25 protein-coding genes are annotated in these 26,722 nt (G+C 69.2%); 14 read left to right on the plus strand and 11 right to left on the minus strand.

Translation table 11 applies throughout. The features are described 5' to 3' along the window. Nucleotides 1-68: 68 nt before the first annotated feature. Nucleotides 69-887, minus strand: a complete 819-nt coding sequence (gene nadE / locus ACIOVG_RS03865) for an ammonia-dependent NAD(+) synthetase (RefSeq protein ID WP_400869214.1) — start codon at nt 885-887, stop codon at nt 69-71. A gap of 109 nt (nt 888-996) precedes the next feature. Here nadE and ACIOVG_RS03870 point away from each other — a divergent pair, with 109 nt between their 5' ends. Then, on the plus strand, nt 997-1,554 hold the full coding sequence (locus ACIOVG_RS03870) for a nucleoside phosphorylase (protein ID WP_400869216.1): 558 nt from the start codon (nt 997-999) through the stop codon (nt 1,552-1,554). 27 nt (nt 1,555-1,581) lie between these two features. Here the strand turns inward: ACIOVG_RS03870 and ACIOVG_RS03875 are convergent, their stop codons facing one another. From ACIOVG_RS03875 to ACIOVG_RS03890, 4 genes are all read right to left on the minus strand, one after another. Further along, a complete protein-coding gene (locus tag ACIOVG_RS03875; protein WP_400869218.1) occupies nt 1,582-4,572 on the minus strand; it encodes an AAA family ATPase in 2,991 nt (996 codons plus the stop codon). Beyond that, nucleotides 4,572-5,741, minus strand: coding sequence for an exonuclease SbcCD subunit D (locus tag ACIOVG_RS03880; RefSeq protein WP_400869220.1), 1,170 nt, complete (start codon nt 5,739-5,741; stop codon nt 4,572-4,574). The genes ACIOVG_RS03875 and ACIOVG_RS03880 overlap by 1 nt, the downstream gene beginning before the upstream one ends. A gap of 292 nt (nt 5,742-6,033) precedes the next feature. Continuing rightward, nucleotides 6,034-6,501 carry a DIP1984 family protein gene (locus tag ACIOVG_RS03885; RefSeq protein WP_400869222.1) on the minus strand — a complete coding sequence of 156 codons (468 nt, stop codon included), beginning with the start codon at nt 6,499-6,501 and terminating at the stop codon, nt 6,034-6,036. A 55-nt stretch (nt 6,502-6,556) separates the two neighbouring features. Continuing rightward, complete coding sequence (locus ACIOVG_RS03890) at nt 6,557-6,865, minus strand: GNAT family N-acetyltransferase (RefSeq protein WP_400869224.1); 309 nt, start codon at nt 6,863-6,865, stop codon at nt 6,557-6,559. Nucleotides 6,866-7,190: 325 nt separating this feature from the next. Between ACIOVG_RS03890 and ACIOVG_RS03895 the strand changes: the two genes are divergently transcribed. From ACIOVG_RS03895 to ACIOVG_RS03905, 3 genes are all read left to right on the plus strand, one after another. Further along, nucleotides 7,191-7,892: a winged helix-turn-helix domain-containing protein gene (locus ACIOVG_RS03895; RefSeq protein WP_400869226.1), complete on the plus strand. Its 702-nt coding sequence runs from the start codon at nt 7,191-7,193 to the stop codon at nt 7,890-7,892. Between the two features lie 147 nt (nt 7,893-8,039). Then, nucleotides 8,040-8,999 (plus strand): DNA-3-methyladenine glycosylase family protein, encoded by a 960-nt coding sequence (locus ACIOVG_RS03900; protein WP_400869228.1) that lies wholly within the window; start codon nt 8,040-8,042, stop codon nt 8,997-8,999. A gap of 23 nt (nt 9,000-9,022) precedes the next feature. Beyond that, nucleotides 9,023-9,229, plus strand: a complete 207-nt coding sequence (locus ACIOVG_RS03905; protein WP_400869230.1) for a hypothetical protein — start codon at nt 9,023-9,025, stop codon at nt 9,227-9,229. Between the two features lie 9 nt (nt 9,230-9,238). On the opposite strand, the gene ACIOVG_RS03910 is transcribed toward ACIOVG_RS03905, so the two are convergent. Genes ACIOVG_RS03910 through ACIOVG_RS03925 form a run of 4 tightly spaced genes read right to left on the minus strand, consistent with a single transcriptional unit; the run spans nt 9,239 to nt 13,041 of the window. Continuing rightward, on the minus strand, nt 9,239-9,994 hold the full coding sequence (locus ACIOVG_RS03910; protein ID WP_400869232.1) for an ABC transporter ATP-binding protein: 756 nt from the start codon (nt 9,992-9,994) through the stop codon (nt 9,239-9,241). Continuing rightward, entirely contained in the window at nt 9,991-11,016 is a 1,026-nt protein-coding gene (locus ACIOVG_RS03915; protein WP_400869234.1) for an iron chelate uptake ABC transporter family permease subunit, read from the minus strand. The genes ACIOVG_RS03910 and ACIOVG_RS03915 overlap by 4 nt, the downstream gene beginning before the upstream one ends. Next, a complete protein-coding gene (locus ACIOVG_RS03920) occupies nt 11,009-11,995 on the minus strand; it encodes an ABC transporter permease (protein ID WP_400869236.1) in 987 nt (328 codons plus the stop codon). The genes ACIOVG_RS03915 and ACIOVG_RS03920 overlap by 8 nt, the downstream gene beginning before the upstream one ends. A gap of 50 nt (nt 11,996-12,045) precedes the next feature. After that, nucleotides 12,046-13,041: a siderophore ABC transporter substrate-binding protein gene (locus tag ACIOVG_RS03925; RefSeq protein ID WP_400869238.1), complete on the minus strand. Its 996-nt coding sequence runs from the start codon at nt 13,039-13,041 to the stop codon at nt 12,046-12,048. Between the two features lie 100 nt (nt 13,042-13,141). On the opposite strand from ACIOVG_RS03925, the gene ACIOVG_RS03930 reads away from it, so the two are divergent. From ACIOVG_RS03930 to ACIOVG_RS03955, 6 genes are all read left to right on the plus strand, one after another. Next, nucleotides 13,142-13,909: a siderophore-interacting protein gene (locus ACIOVG_RS03930; protein ID WP_400869240.1), complete on the plus strand. Its 768-nt coding sequence runs from the start codon at nt 13,142-13,144 to the stop codon at nt 13,907-13,909. A gap of 69 nt (nt 13,910-13,978) precedes the next feature. Further along, complete coding sequence (locus ACIOVG_RS03935) at nt 13,979-14,383, plus strand: VOC family protein (protein WP_400869242.1); 405 nt, start codon at nt 13,979-13,981, stop codon at nt 14,381-14,383. Nucleotides 14,384-14,651: 268 nt separating this feature from the next. Beyond that, nucleotides 14,652-15,821, plus strand: coding sequence for an RtcB family protein (locus ACIOVG_RS03940; protein ID WP_400869244.1), 1,170 nt, complete (start codon nt 14,652-14,654; stop codon nt 15,819-15,821). A gap of 166 nt (nt 15,822-15,987) precedes the next feature. Further along, nucleotides 15,988-18,540 (plus strand): LuxR C-terminal-related transcriptional regulator, encoded by a 2,553-nt coding sequence (locus tag ACIOVG_RS03945; RefSeq protein ID WP_400869246.1) that lies wholly within the window; start codon nt 15,988-15,990, stop codon nt 18,538-18,540. Nucleotides 18,541-18,764: 224 nt separating this feature from the next. Then, the gene (locus ACIOVG_RS03950) at nt 18,765-20,981 is read left to right on the plus strand and encodes a hypothetical protein (RefSeq protein ID WP_400869248.1); all 2,217 of its coding nucleotides are present in this window, start codon (nt 18,765-18,767) and stop codon (nt 20,979-20,981) included. A 198-nt stretch (nt 20,982-21,179) separates the two neighbouring features. Further along, nucleotides 21,180-21,437 (plus strand): hypothetical protein, encoded by a 258-nt coding sequence (locus tag ACIOVG_RS03955; protein WP_400869250.1) that lies wholly within the window; start codon nt 21,180-21,182, stop codon nt 21,435-21,437. A gap of 102 nt (nt 21,438-21,539) precedes the next feature. On the opposite strand, the gene ACIOVG_RS03960 is transcribed toward ACIOVG_RS03955, so the two are convergent. Continuing rightward, the gene (locus ACIOVG_RS03960; RefSeq protein ID WP_400869252.1) at nt 21,540-23,012 is read right to left on the minus strand and encodes an MFS transporter; all 1,473 of its coding nucleotides are present in this window, start codon (nt 23,010-23,012) and stop codon (nt 21,540-21,542) included. Nucleotides 23,013-23,064: 52 nt separating this feature from the next. Beyond that, on the minus strand, nt 23,065-24,414 hold the full coding sequence (locus ACIOVG_RS03965; RefSeq protein WP_400869254.1) for a M20/M25/M40 family metallo-hydrolase: 1,350 nt from the start codon (nt 24,412-24,414) through the stop codon (nt 23,065-23,067). A gap of 149 nt (nt 24,415-24,563) precedes the next feature. Between ACIOVG_RS03965 and ACIOVG_RS03970 the strand changes: the two genes are divergently transcribed. From ACIOVG_RS03970 to ACIOVG_RS03985, 4 genes are all read left to right on the plus strand, one after another. Beyond that, nucleotides 24,564-24,830, plus strand: coding sequence for a hypothetical protein (locus ACIOVG_RS03970; RefSeq protein WP_400869256.1), 267 nt, complete (start codon nt 24,564-24,566; stop codon nt 24,828-24,830). A gap of 52 nt (nt 24,831-24,882) precedes the next feature. After that, nucleotides 24,883-25,893: an FUSC family protein gene (locus ACIOVG_RS03975; protein WP_400869258.1), complete on the plus strand. Its 1,011-nt coding sequence runs from the start codon at nt 24,883-24,885 to the stop codon at nt 25,891-25,893. Nucleotides 25,894-25,931: 38 nt separating this feature from the next. Beyond that, nucleotides 25,932-26,330 (plus strand): DUF1801 domain-containing protein, encoded by a 399-nt coding sequence (locus ACIOVG_RS03980; protein WP_400869260.1) that lies wholly within the window; start codon nt 25,932-25,934, stop codon nt 26,328-26,330. A gap of 67 nt (nt 26,331-26,397) precedes the next feature. After that, entirely contained in the window at nt 26,398-26,670 is a 273-nt protein-coding gene (locus tag ACIOVG_RS03985) for a thioredoxin family protein (protein ID WP_247629171.1), read from the plus strand. Nucleotides 26,671-26,722: the final 52 nt, after the last annotated feature.

Raw genomic sequence — 26,722 nt, forward strand, 5'->3', positions numbered from 1 at the left:
CGGAGGGACGAGGAGGGGTTCAGCGCGCGGGCGCGACGGAATCACCCATCCGAACGGGAACGGTGCGCTCAGCGCCACCAGGTGTCGTCGGGGGTCACCGGGAGGTGGCGCTTGTGCTGCGTGGCGAGGTACTTCGCCTCGATGCGACCGGCGACCTCCGGGGCCACCTCGTGCCCCTCGAGGAAATCGTCGATCTGCTCGTACGTCAGGCCGAGCTCGTCCTCGTCGGCGCGACCGGGCTGGCCGTCGAGCAGGTCGGCCGTCGGCACCTTGAACGCCAGACGATCCGGTGCGTCGAGGGACCGCAGCAGCGCGCGGCCCTGGCGCTTGCTGAGGCCGGAGAGTGGAAGGATGTCCGCAGCGCCGTCACCGAACTTCGTGTAGAAACCCGTCACGGCCTCGGCCGCATGATCGGTGCCGATCACCAGGAGACCGTCGTGACCGGCGAGCGCGTACTGCGTCACCATTCGCACGCGCGCCTTGATGTTGCCGCGGTTGAAGTCGCTGATGTCCGATGTCACGGCGAACTCGATGTCCTCCTCGACCCCGTCGACGCCGTTCTGGATGTTCACTTCGACCGAGGCATCCGCACCGATGAACTCGAGCGCCGCATCGGCATCCGCTGCATCGTGCTGCACCCGGTAGGGAAGCCGCACGGCGAGGAACTTCGCCTCGCCGCCCTCGGCGCGCACCCGCTCGACCGCGAGCTGCGCGAGACGCCCGGCGAGAGTGGAGTCCTGTCCGCCGGAGATCCCGAGCACGAAGCCCTTCGCCCCGGTCGCACGCAGATAGTCGACCAGGAACTGCACACGCCGCTGCACCTCGGCCTCGGGATCGATCTCGGCCGAGACGCCGAGTGCTTCAGAGATCTGCTTCTGCAGGGACACGGGATCCTCCACTCTTCCTGGAATCAGTATCGCCCCTCCGTGTTACGTCAGGATGACATCGACACCGCACGACCAGGATGCCGTCCGGCGGACCTGCGAGGATGGACGGGTGAAACTCCTCGTCGCCGCCATGGCCTCCGAACTCGAAGCATTCCCCGAGGAACTCGAAGGGTTCGATCAACTCGTCACCGGCGAGGGGAAGCTCCAGGCCACCTATGCCCTCACCCGGGCTCTCGACGCGAAGCCCTACACCGAGGTCGTCGTGGTCGGCACCGCGGGTGGGATCGACCCCGAGCTGGATGCCACGGCTCATGAGGTCGGCAGCGCGCTCCAGCACGACGTGTTCGACCTGGACGGCATCGCGGGACAGCACGTGTCGCTCCCCGCGCGCGTGTCGACGGGCCGCGAGGGCGTGCTGATCGCCACCGGCGACAGCTTCGTCGGCGATGCGGGCATCACGGCGGTGATCCGGCCGTCCGGCGCCGGGCTGGTCGACATGGAGACGTACGCGTACATCTGGGTCGCAAACCAGTTCGGTGTGCCGATCCGGGCGTTCCGCGCCATCTCCGACCGCGCGGAAGAGGGCGCGCTCGTCGACTTCCGCGCGGCGATCGCACGCTGCAGCGCCCAGTTGCGCGAGGTCATCCGTCGCGAGTACGGCGTCTGACCGGTTCGACCAGCCGGCGGAAGCGTCTCAGCGGGACTCGACGACGCTGGGACCCTCCGGGGTCGCCCGCACCGTGAGCTGGGCCGGGATCTGCTCCTGCATGGCCTCGACGTGACTGATCACGCCGACGGTGCGCCCACCCTGTCGGAGTTCGTCGAGGGTGCGCATCGCGATATCGAGAGTGTCGCCGTCGAGCGATCCGAACCCCTCGTCGATGAAGAGCGTGTCGAGGCGGATGCCGCCGGCTCGCGCCGTGACGACCTCGGCGAGCCCGAGTGCGAGAGCGAGAGAGCTGAGGAAGGTCTCGCCGCCTGACAGCGACTGCGCGGGACGGGTCTGTCCGGTGAAGGCATCGAACACCACGATCCCGAGGCCGGAGGCCGCCCCCCTGGCCGCGAGCGCGTCGGAGTGCCGCAACTGGTAGCGGCCGGTCGACATGTCACCGAGGCGCCGGTTGGCGGCCTCCACGATCTCCTCGAGCTCGGCGGCGAGCACGAAGGTCTCGAGCGTCATCTTGCGCGTGTTCGACCCCCGCCCGGCGATCGTGTCGGCGAGGCCGCGCAGCACGTCGAACTCGGCTGTCTGCGCGGCGGTCCTGGCGTGCTCGGCGGCGGCCGACGCGATGAGACCGTCGAGGCGCTCCACGATGCCGGCGGCCCGTGCCGCATCGTCGACGGCGCGGCTCCACGCGGCACGTGCCGTCGTGGACGCGGCCTCGGCCGGCGAGAGGTCGATCGGCTCCTCCGGAAGCGTGCGCAGTTCGAGCTCGAACAGGATCGCGCGCTCCTTCTCGCGCTGCACTGCGTGCGCGGTGATCCGCGCGTCCAGGGCCTCGAGCGCGGCGGCAGAACGCAGCGCCTGGTGCACCGCGGCCGCATCGGCGAAAGGCGAGGAGGCGAGCGCGGCCTCCTGCTCCGCCCGGGTCTCCTCGACCGCGGCCTCACGGCGCCGACGCTCGGCCAGGGCGCCGGCCAGCGCCCTGGCCGCGGCGACCTGCGCTGTGGCCTCGGCGAGGCGCTCTGCGACGGTCGGCGCGTCGCCGCGGGCCTCTGCGATGAGCGCCTGCGCATCGGCACGGCGCTGCGTCAGCACCGCCTGCTGTTCACGCGCCGTCGCGAGCGCAGCCAGATCTGCCGCCCGGTCCTGCTCGAGGCCTTCAGCGCGTTCCGCCAGCTCTCTGAGCCGCGCATCGAGCGCGCGCGACTCCTCGGCAGCGGCGACACTGTCCGCATGCTCGGCGGTGACCGTCGCCACCTCGGCCTCCGCCTGCGACCGGCTGCGACCGTCGGCGCGGGCCGTGGCGACAGCGAGCTCGGCACGAAGCTCCGAAGCCTTCTGCGACGCGGCTCGTTCGCGTGCTGCGGCGTCGTCCCGCGTCTGTTCGGCCGCGGCCACGTCGTCGGCCGTCACCGGGTCCGCATGCGCGGCGAGGGCCGGATGCTCATGCGAGCCGCACACCGGGCACGGGTCGCCGTCGGCCAGGACCGACGCGAGCTCACCCGCGAAGCCGTCCAACCGTCTCTTCCGCAGCTGCGCGAGGGTCGTCTGCGCGGTCGCGTGCTCTGCACTGGCGGACGCGAGGTCCTGCTCCGCCGCGATCTGCTCGGCTTCGAGGCGCGCGACCTCGAGGACGGCGGCGGCTCGCGCCTGCGCCTGATCGAGAGCCATGCGAAGGTCTGCTGCCCGGTCCGCACGCCGACGAGCGTCATCGCGCTGCGCGGTCAGCGCGGTCGTCTGCGCCGGGAGCGCCGCGCGCTCGTCCTCCCGCTCTTCGAGACGAGCGCCGATCACCGCGACGGCCGTCTCCGCCGCCTGCAGGTCATCGGCGAGCGTCTCGGCTTGCTGCTCGAGTTCGAGAGCGCGCTCCCAGGCACCGGTGGCCCTGGTGCGTTCAGCCGCCCAGTCCTCGAGATCCTCGGCCTCGATGTCGAAGGCATCCCAGGCCGCCTGCGCGCGCTGCGCGATCGCCCCCGCGCCCGCGAGTGCGACCTCCGCACGCTCAGCTGCGGTCAGCACCCCGCGGATGCTCTCCGCGGCACGAGCATCGGCGAGCTCGGCGCGCGCCTGCACGATGGCCGGTTCCTCGGCGTCGAGCCGCGCGAGCGCCGCCCGTGCCCGATCGCGCTCCGCCTGGTCGCGCTGCTCCTCGCGGGCCGCGGAGAGTGCCGTGTCGGCCGCCGCGGATCGCCGCTCCGCGTCTTCACGCTCGGATGCACGCCGCTCGGACCGGTACTCCGCCCGCGCCTGCGCGCGTCTCAGGTCGGCGAGGCGATCCTCGATCGAGGCGTCGCCGCGCGGCACGGCATCCGTGGCGACGGGCTCCTCGGACGACTCGCCCCACAGCTCCGCCTCGTCGACCAGACGCTCCGCTTCCTCCACGCGCGCGGTGACGGACGCAACCCGGGCACCCAGAGCCTGCTCAGCGGCACGACGCCGCTCATCGAACCGCGCCTGCACGTCTTCGAAGCGCTGCGTGCCGAACAGCCGACGCAGCAGCGCCTGGCGATCCTTGCTGTTCGCGAGCAGGAACTCCGAGAACCGGTTCTGCGCGAGCAGGATCACCTGCAGGAACTGCTCCCTGCTCAGCTGCAGGATCTCCTCGAGCTCGTTCGCGACGTCGACGGCCCGTGCGGCTCGGCCGATCCATCCGGCGTCCGTCCACTCGTCGAGTGCCACGGCCGACGCCTGCTTCGTCAAGCCGCCCCCGCGCTTCGCCGGGCGCAGGTACTCGGGCGAACGGGTGACACGGAATCGCCCGGCCGGGGTGCTGAACTCGACGACGACCTCGGACGGATCATCGGGCTCGCTGTGGTCGCTGCGCAGCCGCTTCTCGCCACCGTCGTAGCGTGGAACGCCACCGTACAGCCCGAAGCAGACCGCGTCGAGAATGCTCGATTTACCTGCCCCCGTGCGGCCGGCGATCAGGAAGATCCCGTCGTCGGCGAAGGCGTCGAAGTCGACGCTCTGACGGGCGCGGAACGGACCGAACCCCTCCACCTCGAGGCGATGGAGGCGCATCAGACCAGCGCGTCCGCACGCGCACGCTCGTCGAGCACGTCACGGATGAGTGCGCCTTCCGCGGCGCTCGCCCCCTGCCCTTCCCGCACGTGCTCGAGGAACGCCTCGACCCGATCGACGTCGGTGACCGCGGCGCGCAGCCGCTGCACATAGGAGCGCTCGTCCTTCGCCGCGGCGACATCCGGCTGGTGCTGCACCATCGCGCAGTACGGGAAGCTCTCACGCAGGCGGCGCATCGGCTCGGTCTGCGGCAGCACGTCGGTGTACACCGCGCACACCCAGTCCCCTTCGTGAGCTGCGACGTTCGCCTCGGAGAGGATCTCGGCGAGCGTACCGGTGAGCGTCACGAGCCGGCGCGGCACGGGCAGCTCGAGCCACGAGACCTCCGCGAGACCGGCGGAGTCGAGATCGACGAGCCAGGATCCGCGCGGCTTGTGCTGTTCTCCGAAGCTGTAGTGCAGCGGCGCCCCGGCGTAGCGCACGCGCTCGCTGAGCTGTTGGCGTCCGTGGATGTGCCCCAGCGCCACGTAGTCGGGACCGTCGAACACACCGAGGGGGACGACGTCGAGCCCACCCTGACGCACCTCGCGCTCCAGCCCTGCCGTCGCGTCGACACCTGCGGCGAAGCAGTGGGCGATCGCCACGGAGCGGCCCGCGTGGGTGCTCATGCCGTCGCGGACGAGCTGCATCGCGTGCGCCATGGTCTGCGCCTGGGTGCGCAGCGGACGCCCCTCGGCATCGCCGTCTGGCCAGTGCTGACGCACGATCGCGGGCTCGAGGTACGGGATGCCGAAGAAGTGCACGGGTCCATCGGCGTCGTCGATCGTCACGGGGGTTCCGATGCCGAGCAGGTCGGTGAGCACGTGGATGCCGTCGCGCAGGAGTCGTGCCTGGAAGCCCAGCCGGGCTGCCGAATCGTGGTTGCCGCTCGTGACGATGACACGGGCGCCGGTGTCGTGCAGCGCGACCAGGGCATCGCCCAGCAGCGTGTATGCGGCAGCGGAGGGCGTGGCGGAGTCGAACACGTCGCCCGCGATGACCACCACGTCGACGGAGTTCTCGCGCACCTGCGCCATGAGCGCTCCGAGGACCTCGGCCAGCGCGTCCATGGTCGACGTGCCATGGAAGGTGCGACCGATGTGCCAGTCGGAGGTGTGCAGGATGCGCATACTCACACGGTACGAACCCCCGCCGACATTCGGTCCGAGGCGTGCCGTGGCATCCGGTCCTGGCCTGAGATCACGGGGGTCCCGCAACCCCGACCTCCGTGAGCGGAAGGTCCCCTGACCCACCCTCGTCACGATGATCGACACGCGGTGATGCAGGGTGCGCGATGCGCGATCACATGTGCGGCGTGCGGGGCTGCGCGATGCGTTCCGGGCTGCCCTCCGCCCAACATGAGCCGGATTGCCCCTCCGGCAGGGGTTGTGTCCGCCTCGTCGTGACTACCGACTTCCGCTGCTACTCCTTCAGGTCGTTGCTCCAGTTCGCCTGCTGGATCCGGTTGTCGAGCTCGCGCAGCTCCTGCGCGACGCGGTCGGCGCGTGCGCGCAGCGCGCCGACGGGGAGCGCCGAGATCTGGCGCAGCTCCGAGCGCATCTGCCGCAGGAACTGGTCGTTCGCACCGGATGCCGCCGCCGCCGCATCCGCCAGCAGGGAGTGCTGGAGGCGGAGCACGTCGCGGGCGGCGAGCGCGTCGGTCATCGTGCCGTCCGCACCGAGATCGAGTCGTGAGTTCGTGGCGTTGATGCGGCGGATGAGCTGTCGCAGCTGCTCCAGCGCGGCATCCGCTTCGACGATCAGCGCGGCCGCGTCCTCGGCCGGCTCCTCGCCCTCCTGGTAACGGGCGTTGGCGGTGATCCGTGCGCGGAGCTGTTCGATGCGACGCTGCAGATCGGCGCGCGCGGTGAGGGCTTCGGCGAGTTTCATGCCCTCATCCTGTCAGCCGGACCTCGCGTAACACAGCGTCACACTCCCCACAGAGTCAGCGGACGCGCAGCAGCCCCGCATGTTCCGGGTGCGCGGCGAACCAGTCGGCGACGTACCAGCACACCGCGTCGACCTTGCGGTCGCCCCGCGCGATGATGTCGGCCACCGCCCCCTCCACGACGACACCCGCGTAACCGTGGCCGCGGAAAGTCGGGATGGTGAAGGCCCTGGTGAGTGCGATCGTGCGTCCGTCGTCGCGGTAGTCGAGCACGCTCACCAGCTGTCCGTCCCGGTGGAGGGTGTAGCGCGATGCATCCTTCTCATCGGTGAGCAGGAAGCCGGAGGCGAGCGTCGAGATGGTCACTCTGCCACGTTACGCCCGCCGCACGGGGGTGTCGTCGTTTTGACACGGACCGACACGATCCGACATAATCCCCCCATGACCACCAACGCACGCCCTTTGTCCGCCCAGGAGGCGAACAGGACTGCCGGGATGATGATGCCCGGTCGCGTTGGCATGTGTTGCCGAATGTGTCGCTGAACGAACAGCCACCCCGCCCGACTCGACTCTTCGCGATCTGCGAGGCCTGAGTCCCCGAGCATCCACCCTTGCTCGCTTTCCGGCTCGCCCGGTCATTCATGCAACGCATCAGAGCCACACCGGCTCACGTCCTGAGGACTCCATCATCATGTCGAACATCGCACTCCTTGAGCGTCCCGCCGTCACCTCCGTTCGCACCTCGCAGGATTCCGCCGCGCCGCTCGCCGCCGCCGCCGACCTCCCCGCCGTCCGCTCTCCCCGTGGCTTCGCCCTCTACGTCGGTCTCGACGAGATCAAGGCGGCCGAAGCCGGAGTGAGCCTCCCGCTCCTCGTCGACGCACTGCGCCGCACGCTCGCCGAGCTCGCCCCCGGGGCAGAGACGCACGCGACCGTCGCTCTCGCCCCGCACGGCTCCGGTGGTCGCGACCTCGACGTCGTGCGCCTCGCACTGCACGAGCCCGGAGCGATCGCGCGCACCAAGGCCGCAGCCGAAGAGGACACCACCGACGAAGAGGGTGGCGTCGTCGTCGACATCTCCCGCAAGCGCGTGCTGATCGACGGCGAATCCGCTGCGTTCACGTACAAGGAGTTCGAGCTGCTGCAGTACCTCGTGCTCCGCGAGGGACGCACGATCGAACGCAGCGAGCTCGTGTCCGCCCTGTGGCAGGCGCAGGATGACGAGACTCCGGGCGAGCGCACGATCGACGTGCACGTGCGCCGCCTGCGCGCCAAGCTCGGCCGCTACGAGGACATCGTCCGCACCGTGCGCGGCATCGGGTACCGGTTCGACCGGCACGCCGACGTCGTCATCCGCTACGGCCACGGAACGCCCTCGCCCGACCGCTTCTGACCCGAGTCCGCAGCCGATTGCGTCCGCCGCGCCTCAGAACGCCTGAGCGACAACACGCGGATTCCGACGCTGCACCCGCCGGTGGCGCGACTTCTTCCTCAGTTGTGGAGGCGCCCGAGTGTCGGGCCCTCCACGTAGTGTGGGCGCATGACCCTGACAGCGGATGCCGGAGCGGCCGACGCCGTGCTTCCGGAGCCGCCCAGGGAGACCGTGTACCGCCCGGCGCACCCCGTCGACCTGCTCGCCACCGTCGGCATGCTCCGCCGTGGCCGCACCGACCCCACCACCGTCATCGACGGCCCCGTCATCTGGCGCGCTCTCCGGACGCCGGCCGGTGTGGCGACGCTGGCGCTGCGAACTGTGAGCGGTGAGGTCCGCGCCTCGGCGTGGGGGCCGGGTGCCGAGGAAGCCCTGAGCCGCGTACCTCGCCTGTGCGGAGCGTACGACGATGCCGACGGCTTCGACGCCTCCTTGCACCCCCTGATCGCCGAGTCCGCTCGCCGCCACCCCGGACTGCGCCTCACGCGCACAGACGAGATCTTCGATGCCCTCGCCTGCGCGATCATCGAGCAGAAGGTCACCGGCATGCAGGCCTTCGGCGCGTGGCGCGCCCTCGTGTCGCGCTTCGGCGAGCGCGCCCCAGGGCCGACGCCGCGCCCGATGCACGCGCCTCCCCCCTCGTCCGTGTGGCGCGGCATCCCCTCGTGGGCCTGGCACCGCGCCGGGGTCGAGCCACCGCAGTCGAAGACGATCGTGCGTGCTGCCACGCGGGGCGACAGCATCGAACGTGCGGTGCGCGCCGCCACGACGGGAGTGGATCGCGACCGCGTGCTCACGAGCCTTCCCGGCGTCGGCGTCTGGACTTCGGCGGAGACCCGCATCCGCGCCCTCGGCGACCCCGATGCCGTGAGCGTGGGCGACTACCACCTCGCGCACGAGGTCGGCCATGCGCTCGCGGGGAAGCGCACGGACGACGACGGGATGATCGAGCTGCTCGCCCCGTGGAGCGGGCACCGGCAGCGCGTGATCCGGTTCATCTTCGCCAGTGGTGTGCACGAGCAGCGCCGCGGGCCCCGGTTGGCACCCGAGGACCACCGCGACCGCTGAGGGCGAGCCCCTAGGCTGGGGGCATGAACGCACCCCGGCGCCTCGGTCTCCGCCTGCTCGTCACCTTCGGCCTGCTCATCATCGGCGTCGTGGTGGGTCTGATCTTCCAGAACGTGTGGCTCGGCGTGCTGCTGGCCGCGATCGTCTGGCTGGGCTGGTTCCTCGGCTACGAGTCCCGCCGCGGCCACAACGCCGGCGTGAACGACGAGGACCACGGCATTGAGCTCTGAGTCCGCCGCTCAGTAGTACACGGCGAGGGGCCCGGACGGGCCGTCGACCACCTGCACGGCGGTGTCGAAGACACGGCTGAGCACCTCGTCCGTCATGATCTCGGACGGCGGCCCGAACTCCACGACCGCGCCGTCCTTCATGGCGCAGATGTGATCGGCGTAGTGCCCGGCGAAGTTGATGTCGTGCAGCACGATCACGATCGTGCGCCCCAGCTCCTCCGAGGCGCGACGCAGATGCTTCATCATCTGCACGGCATGCTTCATGTCGAGGTTGTTGAGCGGCTCGTCCAAGAGCACGAAGGCGGTGTCCTGCGCCAGCACCATGGCCACGTACGCGCGCTGCCGCTGGCCGCCGGAGAGCTCGTCGAGGTAGCGGCCCTCGAGCGGCGCGAGGTCGAGGAAGTCGATCGCGCGGCTGATGATCTCCTCGTCCGACCGGGTGAGCCGGCCCTTCGAGTGCGGGAACCGGCCGAAGCCCACGAGCTGACGCACCGTCAGGCGCGTCACGAAGTGATTCTCCTGGCGGAGCACCGACACGATCTTCGCCAGGTCCTTCGACCGGGTGGACGCGACGTCGTAGCCGGCGATCTCGATGGCACCGGCATCCATCCCGCTGAGCCGCCCGATCATGGTGAGCAGCGTCGACTTGCCCGCCCCGTTCGGCCCGATCAGCGCTGTGATGCCGCCGGCGGGGATCTGCAGGTCGACGGGGCCGATCGCGACCTCGCTGCTGTAGTCCTTGCGGACGCCCTGGAGTGTGATCACAGTCGGCCCTTTCTGAGGATGACGATGAGGAAGACGGTGCCGCCGACGAGCTCGATGAGGATCGACACCATGCCCTGCGCGTAGAAGATGTTCTTCATCACGAAGTACGCACCCGCGAGGATCGTGAACGCCGTGAGCACGGCCACGGGGAAGATCAGGCGATGGTCGTGCGTGTCCGAGAACTGATAGGCCAGCGTCGCCACCAGGAAGCCCAGGAACGTCATGGGTCCCACCAGCGCGGTGGATGTCGCCATGAGCACCGCGACCAGGAACAGCACGATGAACAGCTCCCTGCGGTGATCCAGGCCGAGCGCTCGGGCTGTGTCGCCGCCGAGGGCCATGAGGTTCAGTCGTCGGGCCCGCATCCACAGCAGTACCGAAGCGCCCACGCACAGCGGGATCGCCAAGGGGAGGTATGAGGCGTCGGCGTTCGAGACGTTGCCGAAGAGCCGTGCGGCGAGCACGTCGAATTCGCTGGGCGTGAGCAGACGCTGCATGAACGTGGAGATGGCACCGAGTCCTCCGCCGATGATGATGCCGATGAGCAGCATGATCTGCAGGTTCCCGTATCGGCCCGACAGCAGCCATCCGTAGAGCGCCATGGCGAGACCGACCATGATCACGACCTGCAGCCCGAACTGCCACAGGCCCTGGATCGCGACGAGTCCTGCCACACCGAACAGGTACACCGTGGAGGTCTGCACGACCCGGTACAGCGACTCGAAGCCCATGATCGAGGGCGTGATGATGCGGTTGTTGGTGACGGTCTGGAACGCGACCGTCGCCACCGCCTGAGCGACGGCCACCACCGCCATGACCGTCACGCTCGTGGCACGGTGCTTGGCGATGCGCCAGAAGCCGTCCGATCCGACCGGCATCGGGTTATCCCAGGCGAGCACCCCGAACCCGAAGAGCACCGCCGCGACGATCAGTGCGCCGAGCACGATCGCGTATCGTCGCCGCGCCCTCGGCGTCGTGAACGCACCGGCCGAACGCGAAGCCGTCGCCGGCGGGCTAACCACGACGACGCTGCCTGAGCAGGAGCAGGATGAACACCACGGCGCCCACGATCCCCAGGATCAACGACACCGGAACCTCGAACGGCATGATGATCGTGCGCCCGATGATGTCGCAGACCGTGACGATCGCGATGCCGAGCAGGCACACCCAGGGCAGGTTGCTGCGCAGATCGTCTCCACGCACCATCGACACGATGTTGGGGACGATGAGCCCCAGGAAGGGCAGATTGCCGACCACGACGGTCACGACGCCCGTGGTGATCGCGATGAGGATGGTGCCCAGCAGGATCACACGGTCGTAGTCCACGCCGACGTTGGTCGCGATCTCCTCCCCGAGACCGGCGATGGTCAGCCGGTCGGCGACGATGAACACGACGACGCCGACCAGGGCCACGATCCACAGCATCTCGTACTGCCCGCGGAGCACCGAGGTGAAGCTCCCGGCGAACCAGACCCCGAGGCTCTGGAGCGAGTCGGTGACCAGGGCGAAATAGGTCGACACCGCCCCGACGACCGAGCCGAGCATGATGCCGACGATCGGGACGATGAGCGAGGACTTGAGCGAGACGCGGCGCAGGAACGCGAAGAACACCATCGTCCCGATGAAGGCGGCGACGACCGCACCGGCCATCCGCAGGGGGATCGACGGATGCGGCACGAGCACCATGACAGCGAGCAGCCCGAGGCCCGCCCACTCGGTCGTGCCCGTCGTGGTCGGTTCCACGAAGCGGTTCTGGGTGAGCAGCTGCATCACGAGACCGGCCATGGCCATCGCGGCCCCTGCCAGCACGAGGGCGATCGTGCGCGGGACGCGGGTGATCTGGAACATCTCGGCGCCGTCGACGGCGCCCGCGATGTCGTACACCCCGGTGAACAGGGACAGCACCAGGAGTGCGGCGACGATGAGCACGCCGATGAGCAGCTTCACGTCGAACAGGCGCCCCGCGTATCGCGGCGGCGAGGTGACAGCAGTGGAGTTCATGATGACGGTGCGGCGGCACCCGCGCGCGTGTCGGGTGCCGCCGCGGATCCTCAGTTGCCCGCGCTCTTCTCGAGTGCGTCGGCGAGGTCGTTGAAGAAGGTCGTGTAGGTCTGGATGCCTTCGTTCAGGTACGTGTCTGTGGGCATGTAGACGATCTGGTCGTTCTTGACCGCCGTGACCCCGGCGAGCGCCTCGGAGTTCTCGAGGATCTCCGCCGCCTGCACGTAGTCGGGGGTCTCGGCGGCGAACACGGCGTCGCGGTCGAGCACCAGGATCCAGTCGGGGTTCGAGGCTGCGATCGCCTCGACCGAGATGTCGTCACCCTGGTGGTCGTCGGTCGCGTCGGCGACCTCGAGGGCGGGAGTGAGTCCGAGGATGTCGTAGACCGGACCGAGCGAGCGTCCGACGGTCGGCGCCAGGTAGCCGATCGCTCCGCCCGAGGTGTTCACCGCCATCACGGTGTCGGCATCGTCGTACGCGGCTTTCGCGCGCTCGACGGCAGCGTGGAAGTCGTCGACCAGCTTCTCGGCCTCGTCCTGCTTGCCGAAGATCTCGCCGAGCACGGTGACCTGACGGGTGAGCTCCTCGTCGAAGGGCTCGCCCTCGCGCGGCTCGAGATCGATGATGGTCGCGTCGGGCACGAGGTCGGCGATCGCCGCGTTGTGCTGGGTGAAGCGCTGACCGCTGATGATCAGGTCGGGCTCGACGGCGACGATGGCCTCCAGGTCCGGCTCGCTGTGCAGGCCGACGTCCACGATCGCGTCGTCATTCACGTACGACACGGTCTCGGGCATCAGGGCGACCGCCCCGGCCGACAGCTCCACCCCCCAGTCGGAGAGCGTCTGGAACGTGCGGTTGTCGAGGGCGACGACGGATGCCGGCGGCGTCGTGATCTCATGCTCACCGGTGTTGTCCTCGATGGTGACGGATGCCGCAGCGGCTTCCGTCTGCTCCGGTTCCGCGGTGCCGCCGGTGGCGCACCCGGAGAGGGCGAGAACGCCGACGAGGCCGAGGCCGGTGGCGCTGAGAGTTCTGGGCATGGACATGGAGAGACTCCTGTTCTGCGGGGATCGATGCGTCGCACAAGGGACGCCGTGGGTGAGTTAGGGTTGCCTACCCTCACAAAAATTAGGTTAGCCTTAATCCATGAGCGAGACGAAATCCGGCTTCACGATCGAGCGCCGCGGCCTGGAGCTGCGCTTCCGCACCGTCACTCTGACCGCGCGCGAGTGGCTCGCGCCCGACTTCGTCCGCGTGCGCTTGAGCGGTGAGGATCTCGCCGGCTTCGACTCCCCCGGCTCCGACGACCACATGCGCCTGTTCTTCCCCTCCGACCCGGTGGATTCGATCGAGGAGCTGCGGTCCGCTCCGAGCCGGGAGTACACCCCGTTGGCGTGGGGTGACGACTGGCTCGACGTGGAGTTCGCGGTGCACGGCGACCAGGGTGTCGCGGCACCCTGGGCGGCGACCGCTCCCCTCGGCTCCTCCATCGGCGTCGGCGGGCCACGAGGCTCCGCGGTGCTCACCGGCACGCCCGGGGCATGGCTCCTGGTCGGTGATGAGACCGCGATCCCCGCGATCCGCCGCTTCGCCGCACTCATCGCCCCCGGTGCGCCGGCCCGCATCGTCGTCGAGACCGTCTCGGCCGGGCGGGAGATCGACATCGATGCCCCGGTCGCTGTCGAGTGGCTGCATCGCGGCGAGGCTCCCGCCGGCTCCGCCCTCGTGACATTCCTCGAGGCGCTGACACCGGCAGACGTCGTGGGAGACGATCCGTTCGTGTTCATCGCCGCCGAACAGGGGATCGTCAAGCCGGGGAGGGCCCTGCTCGAACGGTGGGCGATCGACCCCGCGCAGGCCGTGGTCAAGGGCTACTGGAAGCGCGGCGAGTCCGAGTACCACGCCCCGCACTGAGCAGGCCGGATCGGCCGCACGCGCGCACGCAATCCCGCTGCCCCGCACGTCGGCCGGGAGACTGGACGCATGGCTCTTCTCGATCACCTGGGCATCACCGTCGGCGACCTCGCGCGCGGACGTGCGCAATTCCACCCGATCCTCACCGCCCTGGGCTACCAGAGCGGCGGGGAGGACGACCACTCGATCTCGTGGCACAACGGCGATGAGACCGAGATGATCCTCTACGCATGGGACGAGGACTCCGCACCGCACCGGCACGGCCGAGTCGGCTGGCAGCATCTGGCGTGGGCGGTGGACTCCCGCGACGAGGTCGATCGCCTGCACGCGATCGCCCTGGATGCCGGGTGGACCGCCGTGCGCGACCCGAAGGAGTACCCCCGCTACAGCGACCGGTACTACGCGTCTTTCGTCGAGGATGACGACGGCATCCGCATCGAGTTCATGTACAACCCGCCGCGCGATCCGGCTTGACTCCCGGGCGTGTCGCGCCCTAGTCTCGGAAAGCTGTGCCGACCGGCGCAGCGCCCAGCCGAGGAGACGACGGATGACCGCCCTGCGGAATCTTCCCCACGCGACGGCATTGCCGCTTCAGCAGAAGCGCAATGACCGTTTCGAGTCGTACCCTCCGGCACGCGCCGTGTGACAGCATCCGCTTTCGCGCAGCCCCGTACCGTCAGGTCCGGGGCTTTTCTCTTGAGCATCCCGACCTGTGGCTGAACACCACCCAAGGAAAGGAATCATGGAGAGGCTCTCCGCACGGCTGCTGTCGTGGGCGTCGCTGATCGACGAGAAGACACTCGATCAGGCGCACACCACGGCCCGCATGCCGTTCATCCACCCGCACCTGGCGCTGATGCCGGATGCACACCTCGGCAAGGGGGCGACGGTCGGCTCGGTCATCCCGACCCTCGGCGCGATCATCCCCGCGGCCGTCGGCGTCGACATCGGCTGCGGCATGATCGCCGTCCGCACGCAGTTCACGAGGAGCGACCTCGCTGGCCGCGACCTCGCAGAGCTCCGCGCGCAGATCGAGCGCGCCATCCCGCTGTCGGCCGGCCGGTACAACAAGAAGGTCGTCGCGACCGCGGAGCCGCGCATCGCCGAGCTCGAGGAGCTGGCCGCGAAGCACGAGTTCGACCCCGAGAAGTATGCGGGGAACTGGCGACTGCAGCTGGGAACCCTCGGCTCCGGCAACCACTTCATCGAGGTGTCGACCGATGAGCTCGATCGGGTGTGGCTGTTCCTGCACTCGGGTTCGCGTGGCGTCGGCAACCGGATCGCGGGGCACCACATCGGTGTCGCGCAGAAGCTGATGAGGCAGTGGTGGATCGACCTCCCCGACCCCGACCTGGCGTACCTGGTCGAGGGCACGCCGGAGTTCACCCGGTACATCCGGGAGCTGCGGTGGGCCCAGCACTTCGCCCTGCTGAACCGGGAGGAGATGATGGACCGGGTCATCCGTCAGGTCTCGGAGTTCCTCGGCACCGCGGTCGACGAACAGGAGCGCATCAACTGCCACCACAACTTCACCGAGTCGGAGAAGCACTTCGGCAAGCAGGTGTGGGTGTCGCGCAAGGGAGCGATCCAGGCGGATGCCGGTCGGCCGGGGCTCATCCCCGGGTCGATGGGCACCGCCTCGTACGTCGTGGAGGGTCTCGGCGACCCGCTGTCGCTGAACTCCTCTCCGCACGGCGCCGGACGGGAGTACTCCCGGTCTGCCGCGCGGAGGACGTTCACGCACGAGCAGCTGCGGGAGGCGATGGCGGGGATCGAGTTCCGTGACACCGATGCATTCGTCGACGAGATCCCGCAGGCGTACAAGCCGATCGACCAGGTGATGGCGGATGCCGCGAGCCTGGTGGCCATCCGGCACACGCTGCGGCAGCTGGTGAATGTGAAGGGCGACTGATTGCTGAGCGGGTGGCGGCTTCCCCGTCACCCGCTCAGAGCCTCCCCTGGCGCTGTGCGGCCAGAATACTGCGCGCCAGCCAGAGCTTTCATTACACTGTCGACCGAACCTGGAAGCCCGCGGACATCGCAGCGCAGATCCCGGTCGCAGCCATCAGGAGATACGGATGTTCGTTCGCGCTGACGATCTCGCCGCGGCGCTGAGGTTCATCGCTTCCGGCTCCTGCGTCAGCATCGTCGGACCTGACGGAAGCGGCCGGTCCGTGCTGTTGCGCGAGATCGCGGGCAGCCTGGAGCAGCGCGGCTACACGACCATTCGGATCGTCGGCGTCGAGGCGCTTCGGCGAGTCCCTCTCGGCGCGCTCGATCTCGCCGGAGAGGTCGCGAAGCCGTCGCCCACGCTCGCCGTGGGCCAGGTGGTCGCCGCGATCGCAGAGCATGTGGTGGACCGACGCTGCGTGATGCTCGTCGACGACGCCGAGTTCGTCGACGAGGAGTCCTGGGGTGCGGTGGCGGCGGTGCACGCACGCACGGGCGCGGTGATCGTGACGACATCGAGCTCTGCAGTCGACGGCGGCGCAAACCGCCTGCACGCGATCGCCAGTCAGGCGGCGGAACTGCGCCTACGTCCGATCAGCTTCGAAGCGGTGTCGGATCTGATCCACGAGCAACTCGGCGGAGCCGTCGATACCGGCCTCGTCGGACGCGTGTACACACGATCGGCAGGAATACCCAGTCTCGCGGTGGCGATGACCACCGCCGCCCAGGCGTACGGCCACATCGTGCGCACCGACGACATCTGGACCACGAACGGCGAGCTGTGGCACGACGCGATGTCGGGCGCCGTCGAACACCTGCTCGCCCCGTTGGATCCCACCCAGCTCGAGGCCGTCGAGACCCTCGCACTTGCCGGCGTCCTCGACATCGACACCGCGTCCGAACTGGTGGGGCGCGAACTCATCGAGACCCTCGAGGCCAGCGGACTCCTCCTGAGCATCGAGCCCTTCGGACGGCTGTCGGTCGCCGTCACTCCCCCGCTGATCGCCGACTACTTCCAGAACCGACCGACGTCCAGCCGGCGATCCCGGATCCTGAATCGCATCCAGAATCAGTTCGGCGCCGATGGACCGGACCCTTCGGCCGCGGGACTCGTTCCTCCCGCCGGTCTCGATTCCTCGCTCGAACCGGATGCTGCGGAGATGTCCGTGATCCGGCTGATCCGAGATCGACATGCTGCCCAGCTCTCGGCGCGGCGTCGTGCGTGGGAACGCGATCCTCATGCGGCGGCAGCGATCGAGTATCTCTTCGTCCTGTTCGATCAACGCCACGACCCCGACACCGCCCTGCGGGTGTTCGAGCGCACCGACACGACGGGCGGCGACGCCAGAGCGCTGGCGATGTTCCGTATCTTCCAGGCGCGGTGGTACGCGCTGGCTGCCGGCGACGTCGCCGAAGCACGGCACCTGCTCACAACCGCCGCACGAGAACAACCGCGCTATCGAACCATGTTCGACGTCTGGTCGACGCAGCTGGAGATCGGCATCGAGGGAACCCGACCCGAGCATGTCCAACGGCTCGCCGCGTTGACGGGACGGGACGCGACGACCGAGAGCTCGATCTTGGCTGTGCTCGTGACAGCGTTGATCCTGCGCGGCCATGCGCCGGCTGCGATGGAGAAGCTCGCCGGCTCGGATGACACCTCCACCAAGCTCGGGCGGGTGCTGGCGCTGCTGCGCGGGTGGGCGATGTTCGGCAGCGGTGCCGTGCGCGACGCATACGAGTGGGCTGTCGTCCACATCGAGCAGAGCCGTGTGGAGCTCGACCTGGAGAACCTGCGGGGGCACACGTACCTCGCAGCGGTGTCGGGCATCGTGCTCGGCAGATTCCGCACGGCAGAGCTGCATCTGGGGCGGTTCCTGGCGCTCGGGGAACCCGGACTGGGTCAGGAGGGGACCCGGATGGGTGCCCTCGCGCTCGCTGCGCTGCTGGCTGTGCGCGCGGGCCGACACGGCACCGCCGAGTCGCTCGCGTCGCAGGCCCTCACGACCGGCGTCAGAATCGGACCATGGCCGGGGATGGTCGCCGCCCTGCCGGAGATCGTCTCCGCCCTGCTCGCGGGAGAATCACGGCGGGCAGAAGAGCTGCTGCACGAACAGATCGTTCTCCTGCGCGCGCGCGGCTATCTGCTCGCTGCGGCGACATTGCGCATCATCACGACCGGACTCGGTGCATCGACGATCCCGCGGACGACCGAAGACCCAGAGCTCGGCGGCCTGGATGGGACGCTGGTGACGCCGGTCTTCGATTTGCAGAAGGCGATCCTCGACGAGAATCCCGCGGACCTGCGTCGGCTCGGCGCGTGGTTCGAGGGCGAGGGACGCGTCGAGCACGCCCTCATCGCGTTCACCCATGGGCGCGATGCAGCCGCTCGGCACGGAGATCAAGCCGCTGTCGACGTGTTGTCCTCCGACCTCGCGAACCTGCACGCACGCCGCGACCCGCTCGATCTCTTGCCGAGAGCGGGACGCGGCGACGCCCAGAAGCGACTTTCGACCCGCGAGCTCGAGGTCGCGCGACTCGCCGCCCACGGCCAGTCCAATCAGGAGATCGCCGAGCTCCTGCACATCAGCCCGAGAACGGTGGAGAGTCACCTTCTGAAGGCGTTCCGAAAGCTGCAGATCTCGGCGCGCGCGGAGCTCGCAGCCTTCTCCTGGGCCTGAATCTCTGCCTGCGCCTGCCCGAAGGATCGTGACCGGCCGATGCTCCGTGGTGCGCTACTGAGTCGCCGGCGGCATGCATGCGGGACGGTCGCGCAGGCACTGATCTCTTCGCGCTGATCACGGAGCTCGACGCGCAGCATCCGTCTCTCGCTGAAAACTGGGGGCATCGGACGGCGCGATCTCCCGAGTTCATCGCGTCCTGCCTCGAGAAAGGACATCGCCGCATGGCGCACCCGAACACCCACACATCACAGAAGTCCCCGCCGGGGGCGCGTCGACCGCGCGGGAGACGCGCAGGTCGACTCACCGTCGCCACCCTCGCGGGCGCGGCGATCATGATCCCTGGAGCGATGGTCGACACGGCCCCGGCGCACGCGGCCGAGCCATTCGACTGCTCGACGATCTACGCGATCAATGCCAACAGCGGCAACGGCAGCACGCTGTGGAGTCTCGACGCGATCAGTGGCGCCCAGACCACCATCGGGACGATCGATGAGGGGGCGGATCCCACCTCACTCTTCAACGGACTCGGTGTCGCGGTCACGCCGGAGCATCCCGACGGCGCGGCCTTCGCCATGCGATGGGACCCCTGGACCACGAACGACGCCGGCGCTCTGGCGACCTTCGACTTCGCGACCTCGACGACGACCACCTCGCCGGTGGTTCGCATGCCTGCCGGCTGGGGCGCGACTCAGACCCACGGGGCTTACGACCCTCACTCGCGGCTGTTCTTCCACGGGGCCGCGACCGGAGGCCAGCTCCACCTCGAGGTGCGCGACCCGTCCACCGGTGATCGCCAGGGCCGAATGGCCATCAGCTTCTCGGCAGCACCGGCCCCCGGCAGCAACGGCGACATCGCCTTCGACCGCGACGGCAACCTCTACATCGTCATGAGTTCGGCCAATGACGCGGCGATCTACTCGGTCGACGTGCACGACATCGCTCTCGCGTCGAGCGCTCCGTACCCGACGGTGCGCGCAACCCGCATCCAGTCCTTCCGCGTCGATGACACCGATGGACTCGGAGTCAACGGCATCGCCTTCGGCAGCGACGGCCACCTGGTCGTCAGCACCGGGCTGGAACTGCTCCGCGTCAACCCCATGTCGGGAGCCGTGACCAGTCACGTCACGTTCACCGAGCCCGGCATCGTGGACATCGCGTCGTGTTCCTCTCCCAGCCGCCTCACCCTGCAGAAGGACTTCCCCGAGGGCAGGCACTCCGAGGATCCCGCCGACCAGGTGCGCCTGTCCATCTCCGGCGCCGGACTCGCCGATCTCTCCGTCACCACCACCGGCACCTCTCCTGGGGTGCAGCAGCGACGGCTCACGCTTCCTGTCCTCCCCGGCGCGACGATCGAGATCGAGGAGACAGGTGCCGGTGCTGAGCAGGACCGGTACCGCTCCTCGTGGAACTGCGTCGACGATGCATCCGGCGCGATCCTCGCTTCCGGCGACGGCACCCGCGGGAGCCTCACGGTCCCCCGTGTGGCCGACGGTGTCGGGCTGCTCTGCACATTCGTCAACTCCCCGCGCGGCGACGGCGAGATCACTCTGACGAAGACGGCGGATGTCGCCGAAGCGCGTCAGGGCGACACCGTGACGTACTCCTTCGAGATCACCAACACTGGCACCAGTCCGTTGAGCGATGTCACGGTGGAGGAGGTGGCGTTCAGCGGGTCCGGCTCCACCCCCGAGGTGACGTGTCCCTCGCAACCGCTCTCGCTCGCCGTCGCCGAGACGGTCGTGTGCTCGGCGACCTACACGGTGCTGCAGGCGGATGTGGACCGCGGCTCGGTCGAGAACACCGCGACCGCCACGGGTACGACACCCGATACCGGACGCATCACGTCGCCTCCCTCACAGGTGGTCGTGAGCACCCCCGGGGCTCCGGGGCTGGCGATCGTGAAGTCCACGGATGCGGAAGCCTTCTGGAGCGGAAGCGTCATCGACTACACATTCGTCGTGACCAACACGGGCGAACTCACCATGACAGACGTGCGTGTCGACGAGACCGCCTTCAGCGGCGCCGGTCAGGTGCCCGAAGTGACCTGCCCTCCTGATGCTGCCGCACTCGCTCCCGGCGAATCGATGACGTGCACGGCGAGCTACACGGTCGAGGACGCCGACCTCGCGGCAGCGAAGATCGACAACGCGGCGATCGCCGTCGGGCAGACGTCGGGAACCACGGTGGAGTCATCTCCCTCGGAGGCGACCGTTCCGCGCGGCACCGGCGAGGTGTCCCCGGAGGAGACCGGCGAAGCGAAGACGCCGCCCGCGGAGGAGACTCCATCGGCAGAGAAGGAGATCACCACGGAGGCGCTCGCCCACACCGGTAACGACCTCACCTTCGCCGTGGTAGCGGCTGCTGTCGCTACGGCGATGGCGCTTCTCGGAGCGGCACTCGCTGTCGCCCGACGCCGAGCGGCAGCCGTCACGGACTGACCGCCGCACAGACCGCCCCGGGGCTCGACGCATTCCCACCCCACTCCCCTGTCGAGCCCCGGGGTTTCCCTGCCCGCACCCGCACTGCACACGACAGCCTCCGCCGTAGCTCTCCACGAACCTGCGGGCAGGCGCGTTCCCCCATGTCCGGCGGTGGCAGACTCCGAAGATCGATGCCAGCATGAGGGAGTGGGATTCATGAACGACGCGCAGATCTGGACCATGATCGGAGCGTTCAGCGCCCTCATGATCGGCACGCCGACCGTGGTCTCCACGCTCTTCGTCCGGGTCGTCCGCAGTGAGATCGGCGGGCTCCGCAACGAGATGAACGGGCAGATCGGCGGGCTCCGCAACGAGATGAACGCGAGGTTCGACGCCGTCGGCACCCGCATCGACGGGCTCGATCGGGACGTGCAGGCGCTCGCGAAGCGCACCTTCGGCTTGGATCGCGAATGACGCCGCTGCCGTTCCGTTCTGCGGATGATCCCGCACCACGACGCTGACGATCCGCTGGTTCGGAGATGTCGGGCGGCCCCCCTCCCCCCCGATGAAGTGCCGCTAGCGCGGGTCTGAGACGATCGGCGGGAGCTCGGTGTCGACGGGAGGATCTGTGAACGCGGTCTTCGGCACGAACACGAGCAGCACGGCCGCCGCGAGCGCTGTGACGCCGCACACGATCCAGACCGTGAAGTAGCCGGCCAACGACCCCGCCGTCCCCTCGGCGGCACCCGCGGTCGCACTGACGCCGTGGAGGAGTGCGATGCCGAAGACGCACGACGCGATCGCGCCACCGACCGTCTTGACCGAGTTGGTGAGGCCGGTCGCGACACCGGTCTGCGTGGCCGGAGCAGCCGAGGCCGCCGCCGCCGGCAGCGCAGCGACCAGCGCTCCGGAGCCGAGCCCGACGATGACCATGTTGGTGATGACCTGGGCGTACGCGTCGTGGAACGGCAGGAACATCAGGAATCCCACTCCGACCAGGACCGAGGCTCCCATCAGGGTGATCCGCGGCGAGATCCGGCGGGCGACGAACGGGAACGACAGCGCTCCGGCGATCATCGCGATCAGATACACGCCGATGATCAACGACGTGGCGAAGCCGGTGGTACCGAGACCGTAGCCGTACACCGACGGATCGGTGCGAGCGAAGGTCGACAGCGGCGCCTGGGCGCCGAGCACACTGACCCCGAACAGACCGGCGGTGAGGAAGACCGGGCCAAGCGCGGGAGAGCGGAACATGCGCACATCGATGAGCGGGTCGTCGTGACGCAGCTCCCAGAGGGCGAACGGGATCACCAGCAGCACCCCGAACACGACGACCGCCCACGACCAGGGGTTCACCAGACCGCCGTCGAGGCGCAGCAGGCTGAGTCCGCCGGTGAAGCAGATCAGCGCCAGCGAGATCAGTATGAGGCCGACCGTGTCGAAGACACCACCCGTCGGCTCCGGCGACTCCTTGACCCCGAACAGGATCACGAAGAAGCACACGACGATGAGCACCGCCGGCACCAGCAGCACGATCGTGAGCGGGAGCACATCGATGAGCGCCCCACCCACCAGGGCGCCGATGATCGCACCGCCTTCCAGCGCGGCGACCAGCAGCCCCGCAGCCTTGGCGGTGATGCTCGCCCGGCCCTCCATCCGACGGGACCGCGACCAGATGAGCGCGATCTCCAGCGGCAGCCAGACCACGTAGAAGCCCATCAGCGCCCACGCCGCGAGGAAGACGGGGAACGAGTCGGTGAACGGCAGCACGAGCGCGGCCGCCGCGGTCAACGCCGTCGAGATCAACAGCATCCGCTTGTGCCCGACCATATCGCCGAGCTTCGCGAATGCGGGCACGACGAGTGCCGACAGCATGAGCTGCGCGCCCTCGAGCCAGTTGACGTCGGCGTCGTGGATGCCCAGATGACGGGCGATGTCGGTGAGCATGGGCGTGTAGTAGCCCTGCAGCACACCGCTCGTGAACTCGACGAAGGCAAGGAAACCCACGACGACCGCGAGGGTGCCCAATGTCCGACTGCGCGTCATCGCGTCTCCTGCTTCTCTCGCGGCCGCGAAGCGCGCCGAAGGACGGGTGAGATCACACTAGCCGTTCGAGGAGAGCCCGATGGAACCGCTCCCCGCGCTCGAGGGCGGCGATCTCGACGTTCTCATCGACGCCGTGGATCGACGCCCGCTGGGCATTCGACATCTCCAGTGGCGCGAACCGGTAGACCGCCGGCGAGAACCGGTGGAAATGGCGGGAGTCGGTGGCCGCCATCATGACGTAGGGCACGGCGGGCACGCCGGGATGCGACACGGCGAGCGCGTCGGCGAGCAGGGCGAACTGCGCGTTGTCGGTCGAGGACTCCGGCGACGGCTCGCTCGCCTCGATCACCTGCACCGTGACGAGCGGATCTCGGATGCGGCGTCGTACACGCAGCACGGTCTGCTGCGTCGTCTCGCCCAGCGCGATGCGCAGGTTGACGGTGGCGGATGCCTGCGACGGGAGCACGTTGGCCGCGGTGCCGCCGGACTGCATCGTGGGGGCGACCGTGGTGCGGACCAGGGCTGCCGGCTCTCCGCCGAGAAGCGCGAACAGCCGTGCCGTCACCAGCGGCGCCGCCCCGAGGAATCGCAGCAGATGGCGCGCGGGGCCAGGCGTCTCTGCGGACAGCCGCGTCAGCATCCGCAGGATCGCCGTCGACGCCCGGGGCCGGAACGTGGCAGGACCGAGGCGGTCCACGGCCCGCGCGATTCGTCGGACGGCTGTGAGAGACGGTGGTGCGGACGCATGGCCGCCCTCGCCGCGCGCCGAGAGCGTCACCGTCATGACGCCCTTCTCGCCGACGCCGATCATCGCCGCACGCCCTGGCACGAACGGCAACGGTGCATCGACCACGGCGCCGCCTTCGTCGACCACGAGCCAGGGCACGATGCCGCGTTCACGGAACACGGCTGCGATCTCCTGCGCCGCGCGCCCGTAGGTCTCCTCGTTGCCGCCGAACGAGAGGTACACGTCGCGCGCGGGGACGAAGCCGTCGCTCAGCAGATTCTCGACCGCTTCGAGCACGACGATCAGCGGTCCCTTGTCATCGAGCGCACCCCGACCGTAGACGATGCCGTCGGCGATGACCCCGGCGAACGGCGGATGGGTCCAGGCGTCGCTCTCGTCGACAGGGACCACGTCGTAGTGGGCCATCAGCACGACAGGCCCCTCCGACGATTCGGCCTTCCCCGCCCAGCGGAACAGCAGACCGAAGTCGGTGTGACGCTCCACCGTGAGGTGCTCGTGCGTGAGCGGGTAGAGCTCGGCGATCAGCGCGACGAAGCGCTCGAACGGTTCGGCGCCGCGCTCCTCGAGCTCGGCGGACACGGTGGGCAGCTGGATCATCCGCGAGAGTCGTTCGTCGATGCCGGGGCGCACGGTCACTGAGGTCACGTTCGCCATCGTAGCGACGAGCGGCGCGCATGCCCCCTGTCTTCCTGCACCGCTCGGCAGTGCCGCCCGGTGTCCACGTATCGGGCTCTGGGAGCGCTGCACGGCGCTGCCCCCTTGGCAGGATGGAGGCTCGCGATGAGAATGAGGAGATGATCTCGATGACCGAGCCCCAGACCTGGACGATGATCGGTGCGTTCATCGCCCTGATGTTCGGGATGCTCACCGTCGTGTCGACACTGTTCATCCGCGTGCTGCGCGCCGAGATCGGCGGCCTTCGATCCGAGATGGTCGCACGCTTCGCCTCCGTGGACGCCCGCTTCGACGCGGTCGATTCCCGCTTCGAAGCGGTCAACACCCGCATCGACGGCCTGGACCGTGATGTGCAGGCACTGGTGAAACGCACGTTCGGACTCGACCGGGAGTGACGGTGACGCGTCCCCGCGCGGGGCGAGGTCTGCGGCGGCGCACAATGGAAGGGTGAGTCTCTTCGCCTTCGCGCCGTCCCGCGGCCCCCGCTGGCCGCTGGCGACCCAGGCGGCGCTCGGCATCGCGGCGCCGATCGCGGTGATGACGCTCCTCGGCAACGCCTCCCTGGGATACATCGCCGCCTCCGGTGCGTTCACGGTGCTGTTCGCCGGCTCCGCGGCCGTGGTCGATAGAGCGCGCGTCCTTCCGTTCGTCGCCCTCGGGCTCGTCGTGTGCGCCGCACTCGGGGTGCTGGCGTCGGGCAACGACTGGCTCGTCAGCATCGGCGTCGTGCTCGTCGCGATCGCCAGTGCGGCGCTCGCCTTCGGCTTCCGGCTCGGACCACCAGGGCCCCTGTTCTTCGTGCTCGTGTTCGGGCTGTCCGCTCACGTGGTCGCCGCCGGGTCGATCTTGCCGGTCGCGTACGTCGCCGCACTGACCGCGGGGTGCCTGTTCTCCTACATCGTGGCGATGACGCCACTGCTGCTCCCCCGCGTGCGCGCCATCTCGGCGAAACCCCTGCGCGAGCTCCTGCCTGGTCCGGCGTTGAGCGCAGATTCCCGCCTGCTGCTGGTGCGCGTCGCCATCGTCGCCGTGCTCGGCGTGCTGCTCGGGCTGATCATCGACCCGGAGCGCACCTACTGGATCGTCGGCTCGGCGGTCGCAGTGATCGGAGTCGCGGCCGCGCGGCGGGCGGCGTTCCAACGCGGACTGCATCGGATGCTCGGCACGGTCGTCGGCGCGGGCGTGTACGTGCTCCTCTCGCTCCTGCATCCGTACGGGCTGTGGCTAGCGCTGCTGTTGGGCGCACTGCAGTTCGCCATCGAGCTCGTCGTCGTGCGCCACTACGCGCTCGCGCTCGTGTTCATCACCCCGTTGGTGCTGCTGCTGACGGGAGCGGCGACCGGCAGCATCGGATCGGTCGACGTGGCGCTCGAGCGCATCGTCGACACGATCGTCGGGGCGGCGCTCGGAGCGGCATCCGGACTGCTGCATCCGCGCGCGATCCCCCCGCGCGACTGACCCTCGCGTTTCTCTCGGCGCACCGACATACTCGGTTCATGACACGCCCCGCCGAGATCGACGAGTACCACCGCAGGCTCTCCCCGTCGGATCAGGAGATCTGCGCCGTGCTCGCGACCGAGATCGAGCGAGGCCTCCCCGAGGCGGCGAGCAAGATCTGGCACGCGCATCCGGTCTGGTTCCTCGGTGGCAATCCGATCGTGGGCTACCACCGGCTGAAGGATGCGGTGCGGCTCATGTTCTGGAGCGGTCAGTCGTTCCCTCTCCCCGGGCTCACGGCGTCCGGCACCTTCAAGGCCGCCGAGGTGCGCTACGACGACGTCTCCGAGATCGACACCGACGCTCTCGCCGCGTGGCTCGCCGCCGGGCGCGACATCCAGTGGGACTACGAGCACATCCGCACGAACCGCGGCCTCGTCAAGCGCACCGCGTTCTGACGCCGGGAACACCCGGCGCTCTCGCCCGGTTGCATCACTGAGCAGGCAACCGAGGAAAGAGGCATCGATGGAACTGACGCTGGTCACCTCCGCGTTCTGCGGGGCGTGCTCTCGCACCCGGGCGGTGCTGGCCGATGCCGTCCGCTTCCTGCCGGATGCGACCGTCACCGAGATCGATGTCGCGCGTGATCCCGATGCCGCCGAGGCGCTCGACATCCGCTTCACCCCGACCGTGATCATCCGCGACGACAGCGGAGCGCAGGTGTTCCGCGCCGAGGGAGTGCCGACGGTCCCGCAGGTGCTCACCGCCGCAGTCAGAGCGCTCCCCCGTTCGACCTAGGGGACTTCGCACGATCGGTCTTGTGGGGACGTGGTCGCAGTCGGAGACTGAG

Source organism: Microbacterium sp. NPDC087591 (genome assembly GCF_044743625.1).
Taxonomy (GTDB): domain Bacteria; phylum Actinomycetota; class Actinomycetes; order Actinomycetales; family Microbacteriaceae; genus Microbacterium.